The following is a 22,451-nucleotide window of genomic DNA, read 5'->3' as shown; positions in this document are numbered from 1 at the left end:
TATGGAACTGAAGCTTCATCAATTCGACTTGCCGCTTAAACATACGTTCACGATTACACATGAATCGCGTGACGTCCAGCCTACCCTCATTGTGGAGTTGACTTGGCATGGCAAAAGTGGATTTGGTGAAGCAACAGAAACACCCTACTACGGGGTCACCATGGAAAAAATGGTGGCGCAGGTGGAAAGTATTCGACACCTTTTGCCGCATGATATTCTCCCGCATCCAACCGATTTTTGGAAGATGCTATCTAAAACCTTATTGGACGATCACCCCTTTGCATTATGTGCCTTAGACGTCGCATATTGGGATTTATGGGGTAAAACGCATGATAAACCATTGTATGAAATTTGGGGATTGGACATCTCAAAAAATCCAATCACCGACTATACGATTGGTATGGATACGCTGGAAAAAATGGTTGCCAAAATGCGTGAAATGCCATTCCCACTGTATAAAGTCAAGTTAGGCACGGACGATGATTTAGAGATTGTCGAGGCTTTACGAAAAGAAACGGATGCTGTTTTTCGAGTTGATGCTAATACGGCTTGGACGCCCGAGCAAACCATTTATTTTGCGCCAGAGTTAGAAAAATTGGGTGTTGAATTTATTGAACAACCTTTGAAAGCAGACAATTGGGAGGGAATGAGGAAAGTTTTCAAGGAATCCGTTTTGCCGATCATTGCGGATGAGTCTTGCATTTTGGAAGAAGATGTAGCCAAATGTGCCGGATTTTTCCATGGGGTAAATATCAAACTCATGAAATGTGGTGGTTTATCACCAGCGTTGCGCATGATCAAAGAAGCCAAAAGCCTCGGACTTAAGGTTATGGTGGGTTGCATGACTGAATCAACGATCGGTTGCTCTGCGATTGCGCACTTATTGCCCTTATTGGACTATGTCGACATGGACGGATGTTTATTAGTGGACGATCAAATCTCCCGCGGTATCACCATAGATTACGGAACGGTTAGCTACGCGAAGGCAGCTGGAACGGGTGCTGAATTAATCCGAAAATAATGTCCTACCAAATCAACGAAAATCACATACCGGAGCGCCTTGTTTCTTTCGAGGGGAAGGAATACCGTTGGCTTGGAGGCACAAACTACCTAAACATCGGCACCCATCCCCTATTTCAAGAAAAATTACAGGAAGGGATTCGAATTTTAAGTCAAAATTGGGGTAGCTCTCGACTGAATAATTACCGCATGGATGTGTGGCAAAATTTAGAAGAGGTGTTAGCCAAACGCTTTCAGGTGGAGGCCGCTGCGCTGTGTAGCTCAGGCCTATTGGCCGGTCAAACAGCCATGCAATACATCATGCAAAAACATCCAGATGCAGTTATTTCATTAGCCCCCAAAACACATCCTGCTTTGTGGCGCCATCCACTTATGCCTTCGTCAGGTGCCTTTGCTGATTGGGAAAAAGAGGCGCAAATACTCGGTATGGATGGTATAGGTTCACCGTGGGTGGAAGAATTTTTAACGGGATTTGAAGAAAACTTGTTGGCAAACCAGACCTTGATTGTGGATGAAACGCACCGACTAGGAATTGTTCCCATACAAATACAAACACCGGCTCAATTGATTCAAACTAGCTCATTATCCAAGGCTTTTGGCATACCAGCAGGAATCATTTTGGGAAAAAGCAAGGATATTGAAGCCATCAAACAAGACCCTTTTTGGATTGGGGCATCGCCGGCAAATCCTGCTTATGTGTATGCCTGTTTGCATGCCCAGGAAGCATACGATGAACGAATGGTTCAATCAAGTGAACTAGCGAAAGCATTTACCAAAAGTGCTTCGCATGTAGATTTTGTACCCAATTATCCCGCATTCAGTTCAAATGATCCGGCGCTTTTTGACCATTTAAAATCACATGGATTTTTGTGCAATCAGTTCGCATATCCAGATCCCAAGTCGGCGCCCCTATGTCGAGCCATACTGCCTTCATGTTTGAAAATGCAGGATATTGACGAACTAACTCAAGCCCTCAGCACCTATGAAAATGCTTAAAGGACTCATTCTACTAACATTACTTTCAAATACATGCATTCAGGCACAAGACCAGGTTATTGAACAGTTATTGAAGGCCAATCCAAGCTATTTCAAACATTTGACAGATAATCCTTCTAAATACCGGTTACAGATTTTATACACGCAAATTGACCGAGATGCGTCCAATCAAGCAACATTTACGACGCATGCATATCGGGTAGATGCGAATGAATATTTCTATCCGGCGAGTACGGTGAAATTGGCTGCAAGTGTGCTGGCATTAGAGAAAATAAACAAACTAAAAATCGACAAAGCGACGACGTTTCAAACGCTGAAAAACCGACCAACGCAGCTAGAAGTTTTACGCGACACAAGCGCGGCAAATGGGTTGCCGAGCATCGAACAATACATTAAAAAGATTTTATTGGTTTCCGATAACGAAGCATACAATCGCTTGTATGAATTTTTGGGGCAAAAGAATTTCAATAAAACGATGGCCTCCAAAGGTTTTGAAGGCGTTCGATTCACACATCGTTTACAGACATCTATTCCCTTACTAGAAAATCAATACACGAATCCGGTGCAATTTGTGAATGATCAAGGAAAGGTTATTTGGCGACAAAAAGAACAGTTTAACAAGCAGCAAATTCAAGCGCCTAATCCAATGCAAACCAGTATAGGAAAAGGTGTGATGAATGATTCTGGTCGCGTGATATTGCACCCTGTTACGTTTGGGTTTAAAAATGCGTTCCCCTTAGAGGCCCAACATGATTTCTTGAAACGATTAATGTTCCCTGGGTCCTTCGCTGCAAAAGATCGATTCGAATTAAATGACGAAGATTATCGCTTCCTGTATCGATATATGGCGGAATACCCCACAGAATCCAAAAAGCCATCATATTCAGCCGACAGTACCATCGGACCGGCCTATTGCAAGTTTATTTTATATGGTGGGGATAAACATGCACAGCTTAATCCGGATGTGCGCATTTTCAATAAAGTGGGTGATGCCTATGGATTCTTATTGGACAATGCCTATTTCGTAGATTTCAAGCATAAGGTAGAATTTATGGTCACGGCCACCATCTATTGCAATGAAGATGAAATATTGAATGATGATAAATACGAATATGATTCTGTCGGATTTCCGTTCTTTAAACACCTGGGAGAGGTGATTTACCAACATGAGTTAAATCGGCCTAAAGCAAATCTCCCGAACCTAGATTATCTAAAATTTACGTATTCCGATTAAATCACGTTTGTTGATTAGCCTTTTTATACGAATAAGCTAACACGAGGACGCCAAAAAGCACGGCGGGAATAGAAAGAATTTGGCCCATATTTAGCGTCAAATTATTTTCAAAAGTGCTTTGATTTTCTTTCAGGAACTCGTAAAAAAAACGGAGCGAAAAGAGTACAATCATGAAATAGCCGGTCATCAGTCCGTCTTGCGTCGCTTGCTTCTTTTTCGACCAAAACCACATCAAAACGAAGAAAATAACGAGGCAGGAAAGCGCCTCATAGAGCTGAGATGGATGGCGAGCCAACACCAGACTGGGGTCTCCGTACGGATTAAACTCGGTATCTTTTAAAAATTTAAATCCCCAAGGAAGTTCGGTGGGTTTACCGATAATCTCCGAATTCATCAAATTTCCCATCCGAATACAGAAGCCAGCAAAAGCGACTGCTGGTACCATACGATCTGTGATGTATAAATAAGACATCCCTTGATGCTTTCGGGCATAGATATAAAAGGCGGTAAATAAACCAATTCCTGCACCGTGGGAGGCTAAACCTGAAAATGGCGGTGTAATCATTTGCACAAAAAAGCGAACGGGATCAGCTTGCAACAACGGAAATTCATAGAAAAAATAATGTCCTGCGCGCGCACCTACGATCGTGGCAATCATGGTGTACATGAGTAATTGATCTGCCTGTTCGGTCGATCTACCCTCCTGTTTAAACATGTAGCTGACAATTTGGAATCCGGCTAAAAAGGCAGTAGCAAAAAACAATCCATACCAGCGTACTGGGAAACCAAATAAATCGATTATGGTAGGATCGGGACTCCAAGAAATAGATGCAAACAACATGAACGTATGGTTTAGACGCTCAAAATTAACGGAAAATTTAGGATTTAGTGCCCTACTTTTTTAACGATTACCTGAATTGTCTTTTTAATGACTTTGGCTGGATATAAGCGAGTGGGCAATCCTAAGGCCAGGACAGATTGACTGAGTAAGAAAAAGGTAGCGACAAGAAGTAATGCTTTGACTTTCATAGCTGTTGATAATTTCGAATGCAAAACTATAAAAAATTATAGTACTTTGCAATACAAGGTACTGTGTTTGTTGAATTATTTTTTTAAATCGGCAAACAAGATGCATGAACCTCCTGAATGGTTGCATACTTGTTCCTTGCGAAAAATCTTGCGGATGTGCGCCTTTTACACTTATTTTGAGGCTTATGCAAGAGATCGAGCCTTCCTTTCAATGGGAATCCATATACAATGCGGCACATGATAAAAAATCGCCATTTTATGGGCGATCCTATTCACAAACGGAATATGAGCATGACATCTATGGGTACTACATTCATCCTTTATGGGATGAAATAGATTCTGAGACACTGTATTGCAAGATTCTGTATAGCGATTACCAAATGCAATTCAGCATCATTGAGATGTTTGGTGAATGGAATGACACTCTACACAATGACATTATGCTGTTCAAACGCCAAGTGATTGATCATTTGCTCGCCGCCGGCATCAAGTATTTTATCTTATTGGGCGAAAATGTATTCAACTTTCATGGCAGTTTTGAGGATGACTATTATGCAGAATGGTTTGAGGAGGTAGAGGATGGTTGGATTGCGGCCTTACAATTTGCACCCTTTGTGGAGGAGGAATGGAAAAAATACCACGTAGATTATTACATAAATTTTGGAGGAAATTTAAACGTACCCCAATGGCGCACATTGAAACCGGAGGTGCTTTTTGCGGGAGTCCAACATATTTTAGCGCGTCGGTTAAACTAAAATTGTGACCTACAGGACAATAATTTACCAATCAAATCCTAACTTGAGAACTCAAGCTTTTAACAACCTATGAAAAAACTAACTCTATTACTGATGCTCGCTGTTTCCTTTGGCACGTTAGCTAAAAAACCAGATTCTCGTTACTATGAAATGCGTATTTATTATTGCCACCCTGGGCGTTTGGATGCGTTGATTAGTCGGTTTACCAACCACACCACCAAAATTTTCGAAAAACACGGCATGACCAATGTGGGGTATTGGATTCCCAATAACAACACCGAAAATACCTTATACTACATCCTTTCTTACCCAAGTCAGGTAGCACGTGACTCCTCTTGGAAGCAGTTTAGCCGCGATCCAGAATGGAAAGAAGTCGCTAAGAAATCGGAAGAAAGTGGCAAGATTGTTGCCAAAGTGACAAGTATTTTCATGCAAGCGACTGATTTTAGTCCAAAAATCAAGCCATCGAAAGGTGCCGCAGATCGGACATTTGAAATGCGTACCTATACCGCTATGCCGGATAAATTACCTAATTTATTAGCACGCTTCCGTAATCACACGTTGAAGCTTTTTAAAAAACACGGTATGGAGAACATTGCTTACTTTACTACGCTTCCTAAGGATGGATCTCCAAGCAAATTATTGTATTTATTAGCCCACAAGAGTGAGGCTGCCGGAAAAGCTAGCTTCGATGCCTTTCGTTTAGACCCGAATTGGATTCAAGTGCGCGATGCCTCTGAAAAAGAAGGGAAAATTGTCGAGAAGGTAGAATCTATCTACATGAGCCCGACGAATTTCTCAACTATACGATAAAATCCTATCTTTGCGCGTGGAATTAACATCCACGCGCAATCTATGGAATGGATTAAAAAAGGGAATATTTTCAATGCTTGCCATGCCCAAGTACCCATTGTAGATACATATCACGATGGTTTTTGGCGGGTGTATTATTCCAAAAGAGAAAATCGTGGCCCCAGCAAACCCTACTTTTTCGACGTAGAAGCTGGCAATCCGTCGAACATCCTACGCCACGGTGAAGGTCCCATTTTAGAACCAGGAGAACGAGGAAGCTTTGATTGGGCGGGTGTCATGCCCACCGAAATTTGGCAAGTTGGCCAGTTAAAATACCTTTATTACATCGGCTGGGCCAACCGCATCGATGTTCCCTACCACAATAATCTTGGATTAGCTGTCAGCAAAGACGGTGGTCAAACCTGGGAAAAATTCTCAACTGGTCCTGTTTTTGCCACTTCCCATCGCGAACCGGGCTATGTAGGCACCATCTCGATTATCGAAAAAGATAATCTGTACTACGGCTACTATTTATCTTGCCGCAAATGGGAAGAATTAAATGGGCGCATTGAACCTATATACGATATTAAAATTGCCACTTCTGAAAATCTGATCGATTGGACTCCGCTGAACATCACTGCCATCGGCCTAGAAGATGGCGAAGGAGGTATCTCCAAAGCATCTGTATTAGCTTTAAATGGCCAATATTATCTTTGGTATGCTATACGAAAATCAACGAATTATCGTGAGGATCCGGCCAACTCATATCGGATTAAGTGCGCAGTTAGCAGTGATTTAATTGTTTGGACTAAAATAGAAACTTCCGGACTTGATATCTCACCTGAGAGCACTTGGGAAAATATAATGGTTGAATATCCACATGTATTTACGCATAACGAATCTACCTATATGTTTTATAATGGAAATGGATTTGGAGAAACAGGCATCGGTTTTGCCGAATTATCGTAGGTATGAATTATAGTTATTTAGACAAAGACCTATTCGGTCATCCGAATTTACCGGAGCAACCCAAATTAAGCATTTGCCTAATTACCTATAAGCACGCAGATTACATTCGTACATGTTTGGATAATATCTTAAGCCAACAAGTCAATTTTAGTTATGAAATCATTCTTGGTGAAGATCATTCACCGGATGATACGGCAGCGATTGTTACTGAATATGCGAATTTGCATCCAACAAAAATTAAGGCATTTATACGACCTGAAAATGTAGGTGGCAAGACCAATTTTCTACATTGCTTTTTACAATGCCGCGGTGAATATGTCATCTTTATTGAAGGAGATGATTATTGGACAGATAATACCAAATTGCAGCAACAAGTTGATTTTTTGGATGCTCAGCCACAAGCCTCTGCATGTTTTCATAATGCTGAAATTGTATATGAAGATTCCAGTGGGCGTCTGAACGAATTCATCAATGGGCCCGACCAAGCGCTATGGACCCATACGCCTGATTTAATCGGAGAAAAAGAAGCTTGGTTTATGGCGACAGCCAGTGTCATGATGCGCCGCAAATTTGTATCCAGCTTGCCTGATTGGTTTGTAACCTGCAAAAGCGGCGACATTCCTATGTATGTTATTTTAGCCGAACAAGGCCCCATCGGGTACATCGACAAATGCATGTCCGTTTACCGCAAAAATTTAGGTGGACAAAGCTTCACCGACAATACGCAATCGAAAGCATTCATTGACAACCGAATCTTCATGTATTCAAAAATCAATGAATACACCCAGTTTAAATACAATGAACTGATTCGTAAAATTTTGGGAGCGTACCATCTTTTATTGATCAATTGTTCTGAAAATAAATCAGCTCCTTGGAAAAAAGTCTATCATCTTTTTGTAGCCTTTTATATGTTCAATGAACTAAGTTTTAGAAAATTCAAATGGCTCGTTAGAGACAACCTGTTGACAACAGACGCGACCTTGTCATACCTCGAATTCCGAAGCAAAATAAACCAGCTACTTAGAAAATAAGTTGGCCCATCTCCTATTTGGAATTTTGCACAAAAAAAAGCAATTTTAGTGCATAGCTCTTAGCTAAAACCTTTTCTCTATGAAACTAAAATTAACGCGACAGTTGATCGCGGTTTCCTGCATAGGCATGCTGGGCATTAGTGCATTCCAAGTAAATAAAACGCCAACTGCAGCGAAAAGCCTCCTAGACTCACTGAATCAATTTCACGCTGGCTTAGTTGTCCATCCAGACGTTCAAATCACGACATTTGCCACCGAGCCGATGCTGAAGAATCCCACCAATATGGACATCGATTCCAAGGGAAGGGTTTGGATTACAGAAGCCTATAATTACCGACCAGCCATTAGCGGCAATCCCACAAACCCCAAAGGTGATCGTATCTTAATTTTAGAAGACACCAATGGCGATGGTGTAGCAGATTCTCAGAAAATATTTTATCAATCCCCCGAGCTAAATGCTCCTCTAGGCATCGCAGTGCTTGATTCCATGGTGATTGTATCACAGAGTCCATACATGTGGAAAATGTTTGATGATAATCGTGATGGAGTTGCCGACCGCAAAGAAATACTATTTCAAGGCATTGGTGGCGAACAGCACGATCATGGCGCGCATGCCTTCACCTTTGGACCTGATGGTAAATTATATTTCAATTTTGGTAATGAGGGAAAGCAATTACTAGATGCCAAAGGCAAACCCGTCCTTGATCAAGATGGAGATGCCATCGGACCCGCGAAGTACAAGCAAGGTATGGTGTTTCGTTGTAACCTGGACGGATCGCAAGTCGAATGCCTAGGACACAATTTTAGAAATAACTTTGAAGTGGCTGTTGACTCCTATGGAGCGCTTTGGCAATCCGACAATGATGATGACGGCAACAAAGGAGTACGTATAAATGCCGTATTCGAGCATGGAAACTATGGCTATACGGATGAACTGACCGGAGCAGGGTGGTCGGCAAACCGGACCAATATCGAATCTGAAATTCCCTTACGCCACTGGCATTTAAATGACCCCGGTTCCATGCCGAATTTATTACAAACTGGATCAGGGTCGCCCACGGGAATGCTCATCTATGAAGGAAATTTATTGCCCCCTGTATTTCAAGGCCAAATGCTTCATGCGGACGCAGGACCCAATGTCGTTCGCGCCTATCCTGTCAAACCGAAAGGGGCTGGATTTGAAGCTAGTATAGTTAACCTGATTGATGGTTCGAAAGATCAATGGTTTCGTCCAGCCGACGTAACCATAGCTCCGGATGGGTCCATTTTTGTCGCAGATTGGTATGATCCAGGCGTAGGCGGACATCAGGCAGGGGACCAAACGAAAGGAAGAATTTACCGCATTGCACCCAAAGGACACGCATATCGCGTACCCAAACTAGATTTAACGACACCAGCTGGAGCATTGGCAGCATTGAACAGTCCAAATTTAGCTACTCGTTATCTTGGCTACCAAAAATTAAAGCAATTAGCTTTAGCTGGTTTGGAAGAAGCATACGCAACGGAGCAAAATCCTCGCTTGAAAGCGCGTGCGCTTTGGTTGTTGATTCAAGGCCCACAAGGTGCAAAATATCTTGAAAAAGCAATTCAGGATTCAAATCCCGACTTCCGCATGTTAGGTATTCGTGCGATGAAACGGATGCCCTTCACAGGGTGGTTGGCACATGCCCAAAAACTACAAAATGACGCTAATCCACAAGTAAGACGCGAATTAGCTATTGCCTTACGTCACATTTCAGCACCCGAAGCGGATGCACTTTGGACCAATTTGGCCTTGCAATATGAGGGTGGCGACCGCTGGTATTTAGAGGCTTTAGGTATTGGAGCAGATGGAAATTGGGACCAACGGTTCAATGCCTATGCTGCTGCTAACCAGTTAAATCGGGATGTCGTTTGGCGTGCCCGTACCACGAAATCTGTGCCCCACTTAATCGCTTATGTGCGTGAAGCGAAACCTTTAACTGAAAAATTACGCTATTTCCGAGCCTTTGATTTTGTACCGGGAAATGAAAAATCAGTACAATTGATGCAGCTGATCAATGAGTCCATGCAAAAGGAACCTGCACTAGCGATGGTTGCTTTACGGCATATTTCAGCTGAATACATCCAACAAAATCCCGCTGCACGTAAGACAGTCATTGGCATGTTGGCAAAGGTAGAAGGAAATGAATATTTGGAATTGATTGAAAAATACAATTTAACTGAAATGGCTCCTAGCCTACTTCAAGATTTATTGAAAGGTAAAAACAGTCGATCAACAGCCAAAGCAATCTATTCCTTAAACAGCGGCGCACTGATTCAACAAAAATTCAAAACGGGTACTGTCGCTCAAAAAAGAGCCATTATTGAAGGAATTCGTTGGCAAGGAAACAAGGAAAGTCTTAACCTACTTTTTAGCGTGGTGAAGCAACCAAGCTACGAGCTTTCAGTTCGTCGGGATGCAGCACGCGGATTAGGCAATTCCTATCCGAATGGAGAAGACTTAGTTTTGAAATCGTTGAAAAACAAAGAAATACCACAGGATTTGATTCCTTCGGTGGTTGAGTCCGTGAGTAAGGCGTGGCGGAAAGGTGTACGCTTGGAGGCAAACGGATATTTAATCGGAGCACTCGCACAAACAAAAACAAAACACCCCCCATTAAATGATTTATTGACCCAAAGAGGCGTAATTGCTTCAGGTAAAAAGGTATTTGTTGATCAGTGTTCGATGTGTCACCAGGTTGATAATGAAGGCATCGATTTTGGCCCAAAATTATCTGAAATAGGCTCAAAATTATCCCGTGAAGGCATGTATATGTCGGTGCTTCACCCGAATGCCGGCATTGGTTTTGGCTATGAAACATTTGAACTGATCACTAAAAAGGGAGATACGTATCAAGGAATCATTGTCTCTCGAAATGAGACAGACATTATCATGCGACTACCGGGAGGTCTTTCGCAAAGCTTTAAAACGTCCGCATTAAAATCAGTTAAGCAATTACCGAACTCCATGATGCCAGAAGGCTTGGCAGATGGTATGGCTACGCAAGAGTTAGTTGACCTCATGGAATACTTAAACACACTAAAGAAAAAATAAGATGGATCGCAGAACATTTTCACAACTACTGAGTGCTGGGCTTTTTACGGCTGGCATTCAAACATCCGCAAAAGCAAAGTCGGCAGGACAAGCGCCATTTAACTTAAAATATGCCCCCCATTTTGGCATGTTTCAACAGCACGCTGGAAAAGATGAAATTGACCAGTTAAAATTCATGTATGATATGGGCTTTCGGGCGCTGGAAGATAATGACATGATGGGCCGGCCAGTTGAAACGCAAGTAAAAATTGGCGAAACTCTAGCACGCCTCGGTATGGATATGGGTGTATTTGTGATCAAATTTGATGGATTTTTCGATAAATCACACATGACCACGGGTGACAAAGCATGGACAGATACGTTTCTTCAGGCCTGCCACAAAGCTGTTGAAACCGCTAAGCGTGTTAATGCCAAATGGGCAACGGTGGTTCCCGGCAATTTCAGTCGGCAATTACCCATGGGCATTCAAACGGGTAATGTCATCGAAGTACTTAAGCGTGGTGCTGAAATCTTAGAACCTCATCGCTTGACCATGGTGTTAGAACCACTAAGTGATAATCCAGATTTATTTTTACGCTATTCAGATCAAACGTATAGTATTTGTAAGGGCGTAGGAAGCCCATCATGCAAAATCTTATTTGACATTTACCACATGCAACGCAATGAGGGTAATTTAATCGCGAATATGAATCGGTGTTGGGACGAAATTGCCTACATCCAAATTGGCGATAACCCAGGGCGTAAAGAACCAGGAACCGGCGAGGTTAATTATCAAAACATCTTTAAGCATTTGAAAACAAAAGGATTTCAAGGCGTATTAGGTATGGAACATGGTAATTTTCATCCGGGAAAAGAGGGCGAATTAAAATTAATTGAGGCTTACCGCAAGGCGGACCTTGTCTAAATCAGATTTTATTTAGATATTAGCCTAATTATTTAATAAACTCCCATGGAAGCAGCATTCAAAGCCATAAATGACCAAACGAGGCGAGAGATTTTACAATTATTGGTGGAAGGCCCGCGCAACGCAGGTGAAATTGCTAAGCAATTTCAAATGACGAAGCCCAGCATATCGCATCATTTGGATTTACTCAAACAAGCTTCATTGATTTTAGCTGAGAAAAAAGGCCAATTCATCCTTTATTCACTAAATAAAGAGGGATTTGCCCAAATTCATCACTGGTTTCAAGGCTTTGCCACCCACTTTGAATTCCCTAAACCAAAAATCAGATTATAAAATAAAAACGGTATTTTTGCCCAAAATATAGATACGTATGTGCGCTCAACTTGCCCCATCATTTTCATTTCTTGCTTCAGAAATTCCATCTGATTTTATCGGCCTAGGCGTAATTCAATTACCGCCGCGCAATTTCTTTCAATCAATAGGTGATTATTTTGCGGAAAAATCAGGGAAACAACGTATTTCTTTCATGGCGATTGGGGCACATGAAATCAAAAAAATCCATACCCAAGGTTCGAGTATCCTCGAGTCAACCAGTATCCCTAAAAATCTAATTGAATCCATTTCATTCCGAGAAGATAAAACGTCTGACGGATTAGTGGGCATCACGCATGTAGACGTCGTTGAATGTATTTCCGTGGACAAAAAAGGAAACAAAAAAATAAAGTCGCATTACTTTAAATTGATGCCCGCTTTACTAGGCGAAAACACAGCACCCATTCAAAATTTAACTGAAATAACTACAGCACACAGCTCAAAAAAGGCAATTATCGAGACATTAACTGCTTGGGAAACGGCTATAGAGGCCTAATTATTCCATCTCTTTTTGTACATCTAAATCCAACAAATCCTTGGATTTATACGCCACAATTGAGACCAAGACGAGCGTCGCACAAGCGCCCAAAATCACGGAGGAAACCGTGCCAAAAAACTTAGCGGCCACCCCCGATTCAAAAGCACCCATTTCATTCGAGGTACTCACAAAAACACCATTGACCGATGACACGCGTCCCCGCATCTCATCCGGCGTAAATACACGTAATACTGTTTGGCGAATCACCACACTGATCGAATCAAAGGCTCCCGTAAAAAATAGGGCAACAACCGAAATCCAGAAATTAGTTGAAAAGCCAAAAACAAATGTAGCCACCCCAAATCCAGCAATGGCCAATAATAAATTTCGCCACGCATGCTTTAGCGGTGGAAAATAAAGCATCATCAACATGGTCAACACGGCTCCCACTGATGGTGCTGCCCGAAGTACCCCCAAACCCTCCGCTCCTACATGTAAAATATCTTCCGCATACACCGGTAAAATCGCAATAACTCCACCAAATAACACCGAAAACAAATCGAGTGAAATCGCATACAAGATGATTTTAGTCTTAAATACATACGTGATCCCCTCTCGCAAACTCAGCCAAATTGAATCATGCTGCTTGTTTTTAGGTGGAATAGGCCGACTATCTATAAAAAACAAGCAAGCCATCACGATCAACAAAAACACAATTACCGTTATCAACGAGCCCGCTAAACCTGCATAGGCATACAAAAATCCAGCAGCACCCGGTCCTAAAATCGAACCCAATTGCCAAAACGAACTATTCCACGTAGCGGCATTCGCAAACACTTCCTTAGGAACTAAAAATGGATTCAATGACGATGCTGCAGGACTGAAAAACCCCTTCGCTAAACCGATCAAAAAGATGACAAAATAAATGGCATAAATATGAAAATTTGCATCCTGCGAATCCAATTGCAAGGCAGAATACAACAATAAGCATGAACCGAGGATAATCACCAACAATGAATTTTGCATGATTTTCTTCTTATCCCGATTGTCGGCAAAATGCCCTCCAAACAACACCAACGATATATAAGGAACCGCTTCAGCTAGGCCAATTAAACCCAAAGCCAGCGGATTATGTGTTAAATGGTAAATTTCGTACGCTAAAATCACCTCTTGCATTAATAAGGCAATCGTGAAAAATGTATTTCCCGTTACATAAGCCCTAAATTCCGGGAAACGCAAGGCCTGATAGGCATCCTTATTTTTAAAATAGCTCATAAACGAAATATAATACGGGACTTAAAAAGGCAAGTTCACCCACCCACCGATACTGCAAATTGGGACTAAAATAATAAATCCCCACATGAATCCCCTGAATTATCGCAAGACATAAGGCGAGTTCCCATCCAAAAAACGAAAATATACTAGGTAAAATAGCCAACAAAGACCATTGAAGCCCTATGAATAAGGTACGAAATTTCAAATGCCCCTCTAGCCAGGTAAAAAAAGATAAGTTCATGAGGGCCAACAATACCACATGGATGAATAAAAGCCCACTGAACTTGCCTGCCGCATAACTCGGCAAAAATAAACCTGCTGCATATAGAAGCGAAGTAAATAATTCCTTCGGTAACCAGATGTGATGCCAATATTTTAAAACGGAACCATATAGCACCATGCCTATAGTTAGGCAAATACCTAAACGAATTAAATCGGCCGAAAGGAAGGCCAATAAATACACTAAGTAACCAAGCAATGCCCCTATAAGTCCACGAATAAACAACGGATAACACGCGTGAAACAAATGAATTTCATTAGTAGGCCGGTGTACTATATTGTCTAATTGCCGGTCAGCTAAATAAAAAATCCAAACGGAAACCCCTAAAACCACTTGCTCAGACCAGGGCTGGATACTTCCCACCAGCACATTCCAAAGCATCGCCTGCATGGCTACAGCGCCAAAAACAACATCCAAACTACTGATATGTAATATCCTAAAAAAGCGCATCCTTGCTTTTCTCGACGTGAATTTCATCTCCTACGGACAATCTCCCCAGCACTACCGGAACGGCTTGTTGGCCGAAATACACCTTATTTTCCACTTTTCGAAACGTACTCAACGCCGCCAGCATAGTTGTATCTACCTCCCCTGACGACGGTTCCACATTGACTAGTTGGCATCGTGCACACGGTTTCGCACCCATCAATCGAACAGGCCCCAGCGTAAACTCCGACCACGTATCTTCTTCAAATGCTTCGACACCAGAAATGATGATATTGGCTCGAAAACGCATCCAGTCAAATGAAGAACCCAATTGGCGTCCCACAGCTTGATACGATGCTTCGGAAGCAACTAAAATAGGCAGAGAATCAGCGAAAGAACTTTGTTGCGATCCTTGGGTTTGGTATTTAGCTTGAATTTCCCGCGGCGCCTCCGATTGAATCTGAACCAGTCGAACGGACTCATGCAGCAACTCAGAAAACCAGACAGAAATGCCATCAGCCACTTCACGAACACGAATAGCATCATCCCATAAAGTCACATCTACCCAATCACCCAATGCTGGATTTACAGCTAAAACACGATGATTTTTAGTTACTTGGTCCATGATCAAATAATCCGACCCATATAATTTCAACGCAAATCGCGTCAAATCTGGACGTGTCCGCTGGGTGATAAATTGACCCGAATCTGACACCAACATGAACCGCCGGTCTCCAACCAATCCCAAAGCATCCACCTCAGCCTGCTGCAACGCAACAGGACCGAGCGATTTAATAGGAAAAATGATTAATTGAGATATAACCGGAATAGACATCATGCAAATTAGCAATTTCAGAAATAAAATCACTATCACGACTTGTAGGCTAGTTCCTTCGAATTCTGAATCAAAAGTGCTATGTTTGTTCTTTGCCTCTTAATATTAACCTATGAAACTAGTTGGCTTACCCCTTTCCCTCCTATTCATTTTCTCCCTAGGCGTATCTTCCGCTGATGCCCAAGAAACGTTACGATTGGAAGATGCGATACAGCAAGGCTTACAAAATCAATTCTCCATTCAAATCGCGAAAAAGCGTGAAAAAATTGCAGAAAATGATAATACGTTGGGTAATGCAGGATTTTTGCCAACCATCAACGGTACGACCACAAAAAATTATGCGGTATCGGGTTTGAATCAAGAGTTTTTTGGTGGATTACGTGCCCCATTGAACCAAAGTGGCGTTCGCTCGAATTCGGGAAATGCAGGGGTAACCATGGCTTGGACATTATATGATGGCAAAGGCATGTTTATTTTAAAAGATCGATTTGCTGAATTACAGCAGTTGGGGGCCCAACAAACCGAAACTTCTATTGAGAATCTAATTGCTTTGATTAGCAATACCTACTACGATATCATCCGTCAAGAATTACGGGTTAATAACTTCAAAAAGGGACTCGAAATCTCAAATGACCGCCTCAAATTAGCGAAAGATCGCTATGAAGTAGGCCAAGGGTCCAAAGTAGATTATTACTCTGCTCAAGTAGATTACAACGAAGATAAAGCCTTGTTACTTGCCCAAGAACAATCATTTTTGAATACCAAAATTAGTTTCAATGCCCTGTTGGTGCGCGCGATGCAAACAGAATTCAAGGTACTTTCAGTGATTGATTTATTGCCGAAATTATCATTAACTGAATTGAGTGATTTGGCGATGAAACAGAACCCTACACTCCTAGCAGCCATCGTAAGTAAGCGTATTTCAGATTTAGATATCAAGAACACGCAAAGCTTACAAATGCCGCAAATAGATTTACTTGCCGGATATAATATGAACCAAGTAGAAAATGGGGCTGGTTTCGGTGTGCAAAGAGGAACTAGTAATGCCTTGAACTATGGCTTGCGTGCAACCATCAATATCTTCGATGGATATAACCAAAAACGCCGCGTTCAAAATGCCAAAATCAATGCTGAAATCGCGCAATTGCAAGTTGACGATCTTAAAAACTCCCTCAACGCATCCCTAGAGCGCGCCTATGTCACGTATGAAAATGCATTGAATTTAATCAACTTAGAATCTGAGAATTACACCATCGCTAAGCAAAACATTGATATTGCGTTCGATCGATTTAAAGTAGGAATTGCCACATCCTATGAACTTCGTGAGGTGCAACGCAATGCAGTCGCAGCTGAAACACGTTTAATCGAAGCAAAATTTGCGGCTAAATCAGCGGAGATTGAGTTGATTCGCTTAAGCGGTGGAATTTTATAATCCCTGCTCCTCGTTCAACTGTTGCTGGTATAAATCGTAGTACAATTGCTTGTTCTTCATCAATTGCTTGTGCGTTCCTTCCTCCAGTAATTGACCATCCTGTAAGACAAAAATACGGCTCGCTAATTTCGCTGAAGAAACACGATGGGATATAATTAAGCTCGTCTTGTCTGCCATAATGGAACGCAAATGTTCCAAAATTTTATGTTCCGTATGCGTATCCACTGCGGAAAGACAATCATCCAATATCAACATCGTAGGACGTTTTGCTAGTGCGCGCGCCAGCGAAACGCGTTGCTTTTGTCCACCAGAAAGTGTCACACCCCGCTCGCCCAATAAGGTTTCATACTGATCTGGAAATTCCATGATATTGTCATGTACATCCGCAAATCGTGCTGCTTGATGCATTTCATCCGATGTTAAATCATCTTGGCCAAAACGAATATTTTCCGCAATCGACGTCGAAAATAAAAATACGTCCTGCGGAACAAATCCAAGATGTTTACGCACATGCTGAATATCCCAGTCCTTCAACGAAATCCCATCTAACAAAATCTCTCCTGCCGACGGGTCATAAAAACGCGCCATTAATAACGCAATCGTACTTTTTCCAGATCCGGTCGTCCCCAGTAAAGCTACGGCTTCACCCGGCATAATCTCTAAATTTATATCGTGCAGAACTGCTCGATCTGATCCAGGATATGTAAAATGCACGTTTTTGAACGTCCACCTCCCCTGTATCGTTTGTGCAATTTGTTTGCCGGGAACAAGCTCCGACTGGATATTCAAAAACTCATTGATCCGCTTTTGGGATGCGGCAGCACGCTGGATTTGGGAGGAAGTCCAACCGAGCGCGGTTACGGGCCAAGTCAACATAAACACGTACATGATGAATTCGGTAATGTTACCGATACTCATGCGGCCTGCCATGACTTCTTTGGAACCCACGTATACGACGAGTAAGGTAGAAAAACCAACTAACAATGAAATGAGCGGTGTAAACAAGGAATCAATCCGAACTAAATCCAATGACTTGCTTCGGTAGTTTGCTGATGCCGCAGCAAAAGAGTCCACGGATTGCTTTTCGCGGACAAACGATTTCAATACACGAATGCCAGAAAAAGCCTCTTGCGCAAAGGTAGAAATTGATGACAAACCAGCCTGAATCTCCTCCGACTTGCGAATGATGAGCGAGTTGACATAATATATACTAAACGAAAGAATCGGCAGTGGAAGCAACACATACCACATCAGCGTAGGACTTACATGCCACATGTAATAGATAACCAACGTAAAAACGGAAATCAAATTGAGTCCATACATGACGCTAGGGCCCACGTACATCCGTACTTTGCTCACATCCTCTGAAATCCGCGCCATCAAATCCCCGGTGTTTTGTTGGCGATAAAACGACAATGGCAAGGTCTGATAATGGGCATAAATCTCCTGCTTCATATCATATTCAATATGACGGGACATGACAATCAGTGTTTGGCGAACCAAAAACAAGAAAACGCCTTTGATGAAAGCCATCAAGACAATCAAGACGCCATAGTAAAATAAGGTGCTGGCAAAAACCTCGTAGAAGGCCGACTGCATACTAAATCCCTTAAAAAGAAAATAAATATCAATCGTTTCGGTCACGAGATCTAGCGCGAAACGCACGAGTTGGGCAGGAACAACACCAAAGAAATTTGATCCAAATGTAAAGATGATTCCTAAAAAAAGTAACCACTTATATCGCCAAAAAAATGAGTTGAGATGACCTAATGCGCCCATGAAAATATTAATCAAACAAAGATAGCCCCTTTTTCAAATTAAAATAGTTAATTTTGTCTTTTCAAAAACAGAACGCTCTTTAATTTCGGATGGTAAACAGAAGACTACTTCGTGTCAAAGCATTTCAACAAATGTATGCTTACTGGACACAAGAACGTGCCCAATATCAATTGGCATTTGATGGATTAACAGCCATTTTTCAGCCTGACTTATCACTAATGATTGCCAAAGAAGACCAAACTCCACGTTTAGAAGGTCTTCGCAAATTAGCCGAAATCCAATTAACAGAATTTTTTCAAGGAGTACCCACCGAAGAAACAATCCCTGCAGAAGCGCTTGAAGCGGCTAAATCCGTGCATCGCATCTATCAAAATAACGTCGCTAAAATTGCCAAGGAATTAAAGTCAACGATGGTCGTAGAGGTGGAATCCATCTTCAAGCAATACTTGAAAATGCTATATTTCATCCAAGCACTACCGATGATTGGGCAATGGGATGAGCAACGAAGACTATTAGAAAACCCCATCAAAACCTCCGTAATTAGTAAAAACAAGGTTTTAGCGATCATGCCGAAATGGCGTGATTTGCAACAAGCTTTTGCGGATTACAACATAGGCTGGTCGGAAGACGAGGAAAACATGTTGAAGAAAGTCTTCATCGAAGGCATCCTTCCCGATGAGGCCTTCGTCTCGTACCTCCCTACCGCTGGAAAAGATGTCATAGCAGATATCGAAATGATTAAATACATTTTGAAAAATTATCTGTTAAAACATCCGATCATGGCCGAATATTTCGAGGAAAAAGATTTAAATTGGCACCTAAATAAAGACGTCGTAAAAAGTTTAGCGACGAAAACTTTTAAGGTCGAAGCACTCGAAGATTTACAAATTCAACCCCTTGGTTTACAATGGGAAGATGACAAAAAATTCTTCGAAGATTTATTCGATTATTGTGTGAAGGAAGACCTTCAATTAACGCAATGGGTGAATGATCAAACGAAAAACTGGGATACGGAGCGTTTAGCCACCACCGATTTAATCATTTTAAAAATGGCGGTTGCAGAAATGATTCAATTCCCAAGCATACCCGTTAAAGTAAGTATCAACGAATTCATTGAAGTAGCAAAAAACTACTCCACACCGAAATCGGGATCTTTTATCAATGGTATACTTGATGTGATTTCCATTCGTTTGATAAGTGAAAAAATTATACAAAAATCAGGTCGAGGATTAATCGACATAGCTAGTAAATAATATGAGCAGATCATCTAAATCATTTTGGGCATTCGTCGTAGGTGCCGCAGCGGGAGCCGCTTTGGGCATTTTATATGCTCCGGACAAGGGAGAAAATACACGCGGAAGATTATATTTCCAGTTAAATAAATACCGTGACCAATTGAAGCAATTGATTAACGATATCGTAGACGGAAAAGAAATTCCTGAAACATTAGCCAAATCTGAAGGCAAAAAAGTCGTTCAAGACACGAAGCTTAAAGCAGAAAGACTGTTGGAAGATGTGGAAAAAATGATGAGCCAAATCAAAGCTAAGTAATGCGGATATTCGGATTGTTTTTGGTGGCTTTCTCATTTTTCGCTTGTGTCAACAAGCAAAAGGAGGCGGCAAGTTCGTCCGAAAATACCATTCCACTCGCATTACGCCCTAGCCCAGAGAAACAAGCAAAAATGGTCTTTGATCAACCGCTCGTATATCTAGGCCGAATTAAAGAAGGGGAACAAATTTCATATACTTTCCATTTCAAGAACAAAGGCAACATGCCCCTGCAAATCTTGTCGGTGAACGCATCTTGCGGATGCACCACACCCAAATGGAGTAAGGAATTAGTCCAACCAGACAAAAAAGGATTCATTAAAGTGACCTTTGATTCGAAAGGAAAAGAAGGAAAGTTACAGAAAACGGTTACCGTGTATGCAAATACATTGCCAGCCGACAATCAAGTGGCATTTAAAATAGAAGTTTTACCTAATACCAAATAAACCAAAAATGATCACCTTACAAGCAGCTAATCCACAAATCATGCAAATCGTCCTTTTCGGAGGTATTTTTGTGGTATTTTATTTTTTCATGATTCGTCCACAACAAAAAAAGGCGAAAGAAGCGAAACAATTTATTGAAGAATTGAAAACAGGCGATAAAGTCGTGACAATCGGCGGAGCTCATGGAACAGTCATTTCAATTCGTGAAAAAACGATTGTTGTGGAGGTAGATGCCAACAAAGGTGTTCGCATGGTTTTTGAAAAAACTGCGATTTCCAAAGATGCTTCTTCACGTTTAACAGAAGAATAAAAAGATGTCTACAAGCCTGAAACCCTTTATCGGCATTACAGGCGGAATAGGATCCGGCAAATCGATGATTTGTCGGATTTTTTCTATGCTGGGTATTCCCGTATTTGAGGCTGATCTAGCGGCCCGAAATCTCTGCGATACCGATCCTGACGTCAAGTCCGCCATCACGGAGGAATTTGGTCCTCAGGCTTATTTGGCTGATGGTACTTACAATCGTGAAGGAATCAAAAAAATCTTGCAAAAATACCCTCAGGACATCGAAGTACTTAATCAGATCATTCATCCTGCGGTGCGCAAAGCAGCTACGGCTTGGTTGGAAACTGCACCTCTTGCCCCCTTTTATCTATACGAATCCGCGCTGATAACACCCAAAAACAAGCCAGAACATTTGGATCAGCTTATTGCTGTATCTTGTCCGCTGGAAGAACGAATCAGCCACATTCAAAAAAGAAAACACATGAACTACATGCAAACCATGCAGATCATTGATATTCAACCTAAACCTATAAGCTATATGAAAGGCGCCGAATTCATTATTGAAAACAGCCAAAAATCACGTATTTGGCCACAAATTGAACACATTTACAAAAGTCTAGGTGGCGTTATGCTACTACTCTTAATCAGCTTTAGCAGCTTTGGACAAATCAAAACCATGACCTTCAATATCCGACTCGACACAGATTCAGATGGTCAGGATCAATGGAAATACCGCGCTAAACATTGTGCTGAATTAATTAAATACCACGAGGCTGATATCATCGGCATGCAAGAGGCATTTGTACATCAAATCAAGGATTTTGCCAACGAATTACCCGGTTATAAGTGGTTTGGTAAAGGACGGGATGATGGCAAAGAGGAAGGTGAATTCTCCCCCCTATTTTACCATGCAGGTAAATTTAAATTACTCAAAGAAAGTACATTTTGGCTTTCTGATTCATGTGAAAAAGTAGGTTTTGGCTGGGATGCTGCCTGCCGCAGAGTCATGACCTGGGGCCAATTTCAAGAGATCAAAACAGGCAAAAAATTCTATGTATTTAATACCCATTTTGACCATTTAGGTAAAATCGCCCGCCGCGAAAGTGCCAAATTAGTCCTACGAAAAGTAGCGGAAATCGCCGGCAAATCTCCAGCCGTTATTACGGGTGACTTTAACGCTACTCCCGATGATGAGCCGATTCAAATTTTGGTAGACCCGACAAATCCCAACAAACTAACGGATGCAGAAAAAATAAGCAAAAAAGGCCATTATGGGCCATATAGCTCATTTAATGGATTCAAAAAAGAACAAGAAGGTCGTCACATCGACTACATATTTGTTAAAAATGGCGTGCGTGTAAACCAACATGCCACCCATTCAGAAACGTGGGCAAACCGATATCCGACGGATCATTTTCCGGTTAGCGCGGTAGTTGAATTGCCTTAATGCATCTTTGGAAATTGATGGCGTAAAAGTTAACTTGCCGT

22 protein-coding genes are annotated in these 22,451 nt (G+C 41.7%); 17 read left to right on the top strand and 5 right to left on the bottom strand.

All coding sequences use genetic code 11. The features are described from left to right. The first annotated feature begins 1 nt into the window (after position 1). Genes U0R10_RS01720 through U0R10_RS01710 form a run of 3 tightly spaced genes read left to right on the top strand, consistent with a single transcriptional unit; the run spans position 2 to position 3,250 of the window. The gene (locus U0R10_RS01720; protein WP_377981955.1) at positions 2–1,021 is read left to right on the top strand and encodes a dipeptide epimerase; all 1,020 of its coding nucleotides are present in this window, start codon (positions 2–4) and stop codon (positions 1,019–1,021) included. Continuing rightward, complete coding sequence (locus U0R10_RS01715; protein WP_377981954.1) at positions 1,021–2,016, top strand: PLP-dependent aminotransferase family protein; 996 nt, start codon at positions 1,021–1,023, stop codon at positions 2,014–2,016. Before U0R10_RS01720 ends, U0R10_RS01715 begins: the two co-directional genes overlap by 1 nt. Continuing rightward, a complete protein-coding gene (locus tag U0R10_RS01710) occupies positions 2,003–3,250 on the top strand; it encodes a serine hydrolase (RefSeq protein ID WP_377981953.1) in 1,248 nt (415 codons plus the stop codon). Before U0R10_RS01715 ends, U0R10_RS01710 begins: the two co-directional genes overlap by 14 nt. Before the next feature lies 1 nt (position 3,251). Here U0R10_RS01710 and lgt read toward each other — a convergent pair whose 3' ends face one another. Further along, entirely contained in the window at positions 3,252–4,091 is an 840-nt protein-coding gene (gene lgt, locus U0R10_RS01705) for a prolipoprotein diacylglyceryl transferase (protein WP_377981952.1), read from the bottom strand. Between the two features lie 373 nt (positions 4,092–4,464). On the opposite strand from lgt, the gene U0R10_RS01700 reads away from it, so the two are divergent. The 8 genes from U0R10_RS01700 (at position 4,465) to U0R10_RS01665 (ending at position 12,674) form a co-directional block, all read left to right on the top strand. Then, a complete protein-coding gene (locus tag U0R10_RS01700) occupies positions 4,465–5,034 on the top strand; it encodes a hypothetical protein (protein WP_377981951.1) in 570 nt (189 codons plus the stop codon). Between the two features lie 69 nt (positions 5,035–5,103). Continuing rightward, complete coding sequence (locus tag U0R10_RS01695; protein ID WP_377981950.1) at positions 5,104–5,847, top strand: NIPSNAP family protein; 744 nt, start codon at positions 5,104–5,106, stop codon at positions 5,845–5,847. 42 nt (positions 5,848–5,889) lie between these two features. Then, positions 5,890–6,795: a glycoside hydrolase family protein gene (locus U0R10_RS01690; protein ID WP_377981949.1), complete on the top strand. Its 906-nt coding sequence runs from the start codon at positions 5,890–5,892 to the stop codon at positions 6,793–6,795. Between the two features lie 2 nt (positions 6,796–6,797). Beyond that, on the top strand, positions 6,798–7,826 hold the full coding sequence (locus U0R10_RS01685; protein WP_377981948.1) for a glycosyltransferase family 2 protein: 1,029 nt from the start codon (positions 6,798–6,800) through the stop codon (positions 7,824–7,826). A 79-nt stretch (positions 7,827–7,905) separates the two neighbouring features. Further along, the gene (locus tag U0R10_RS01680; RefSeq protein WP_377981947.1) at positions 7,906–10,902 is read left to right on the top strand and encodes a PVC-type heme-binding CxxCH protein; all 2,997 of its coding nucleotides are present in this window, start codon (positions 7,906–7,908) and stop codon (positions 10,900–10,902) included. A 1-nt stretch (position 10,903) separates the two neighbouring features. Next, on the top strand, positions 10,904–11,806 hold the full coding sequence (locus U0R10_RS01675; RefSeq protein ID WP_377981946.1) for a hydroxypyruvate isomerase family protein: 903 nt from the start codon (positions 10,904–10,906) through the stop codon (positions 11,804–11,806). Positions 11,807–11,851: 45 nt separating this feature from the next. Then, positions 11,852–12,139, top strand: a complete 288-nt coding sequence (locus tag U0R10_RS01670; protein WP_377981945.1) for an autorepressor SdpR family transcription factor — start codon at positions 11,852–11,854, stop codon at positions 12,137–12,139. Between the two features lie 37 nt (positions 12,140–12,176). Beyond that, a complete protein-coding gene (locus U0R10_RS01665) occupies positions 12,177–12,674 on the top strand; it encodes a hypothetical protein (RefSeq protein ID WP_377981944.1) in 498 nt (165 codons plus the stop codon). On the opposite strand, the gene U0R10_RS01660 is transcribed toward U0R10_RS01665, so the two are convergent. From U0R10_RS01660 to U0R10_RS01650, 3 genes are read right to left on the bottom strand one after another with little or no spacing between them, the layout of a single operon-like run. Continuing rightward, positions 12,675–13,931: an MFS transporter gene (locus tag U0R10_RS01660; protein ID WP_377981943.1), complete on the bottom strand. Its 1,257-nt coding sequence runs from the start codon at positions 13,929–13,931 to the stop codon at positions 12,675–12,677. It abuts the gene before it with no gap. Continuing rightward, positions 13,918–14,661, bottom strand: coding sequence for a hypothetical protein (locus tag U0R10_RS01655; protein ID WP_377981942.1), 744 nt, complete (start codon positions 14,659–14,661; stop codon positions 13,918–13,920). The genes U0R10_RS01660 and U0R10_RS01655 overlap by 14 nt, the downstream gene beginning before the upstream one ends. Next, positions 14,648–15,475, bottom strand: a complete 828-nt coding sequence (locus tag U0R10_RS01650; protein ID WP_377981941.1) for an MOSC domain-containing protein — start codon at positions 15,473–15,475, stop codon at positions 14,648–14,650. Before U0R10_RS01650 ends, U0R10_RS01655 begins: the two co-directional genes overlap by 14 nt. 109 nt (positions 15,476–15,584) lie before the next feature. Between U0R10_RS01650 and U0R10_RS01645 the strand changes: the two genes are divergently transcribed. After that, positions 15,585–16,904: a TolC family protein gene (locus U0R10_RS01645; protein ID WP_377981940.1), complete on the top strand. Its 1,320-nt coding sequence runs from the start codon at positions 15,585–15,587 to the stop codon at positions 16,902–16,904. Here U0R10_RS01645 and U0R10_RS01640 read toward each other — a convergent pair. Beyond that, positions 16,899–18,683: an ABC transporter ATP-binding protein gene (locus U0R10_RS01640; RefSeq protein ID WP_377981939.1), complete on the bottom strand. Its 1,785-nt coding sequence runs from the start codon at positions 18,681–18,683 to the stop codon at positions 16,899–16,901. The genes U0R10_RS01645 and U0R10_RS01640 overlap by 6 nt on opposite strands. 89 nt (positions 18,684–18,772) lie before the next feature. Here U0R10_RS01640 and nusB point away from each other — a divergent pair, with 89 nt between their 5' ends. From nusB to coaE, 5 genes are read left to right on the top strand one after another with little or no spacing between them, the layout of a single operon-like run. Then, positions 18,773–19,936, top strand: a complete 1,164-nt coding sequence (gene nusB, locus U0R10_RS01635) for a transcription antitermination factor NusB (RefSeq protein ID WP_377981938.1) — start codon at positions 18,773–18,775, stop codon at positions 19,934–19,936. Between the two features lies 1 nt (position 19,937). Beyond that, positions 19,938–20,234, top strand: a complete 297-nt coding sequence (locus tag U0R10_RS01630; RefSeq protein WP_377981937.1) for a YtxH domain-containing protein — start codon at positions 19,938–19,940, stop codon at positions 20,232–20,234. Next, positions 20,234–20,677 carry a DUF1573 domain-containing protein gene (locus U0R10_RS01625; RefSeq protein WP_377981936.1) on the top strand — a complete coding sequence of 148 codons (444 nt, stop codon included), beginning with the start codon at positions 20,234–20,236 and terminating at the stop codon, positions 20,675–20,677. The genes U0R10_RS01630 and U0R10_RS01625 overlap by 1 nt, the downstream gene beginning before the upstream one ends. A 7-nt stretch (positions 20,678–20,684) precedes the next feature. After that, positions 20,685–20,987, top strand: coding sequence for a preprotein translocase subunit YajC (gene yajC / locus U0R10_RS01620; protein ID WP_377981935.1), 303 nt, complete (start codon positions 20,685–20,687; stop codon positions 20,985–20,987). 4 nt (positions 20,988–20,991) lie between these two features. Beyond that, complete coding sequence (gene coaE, locus U0R10_RS01615) at positions 20,992–22,410, top strand: dephospho-CoA kinase (protein WP_377981934.1); 1,419 nt, start codon at positions 20,992–20,994, stop codon at positions 22,408–22,410. Positions 22,411–22,451 lie beyond the last annotated feature (41 nt).

Source organism: Aquirufa avitistagni, from assembly GCF_042715545.1.
Classification (GTDB): Bacteria; Bacteroidota; Bacteroidia; order Cytophagales; family Spirosomataceae; genus Aquirufa; species Aquirufa avitistagni.
The sequence above is the reverse complement of the archived record's forward strand: the minus strand, read 5'-3'. Positions and strand labels throughout refer to the sequence as shown.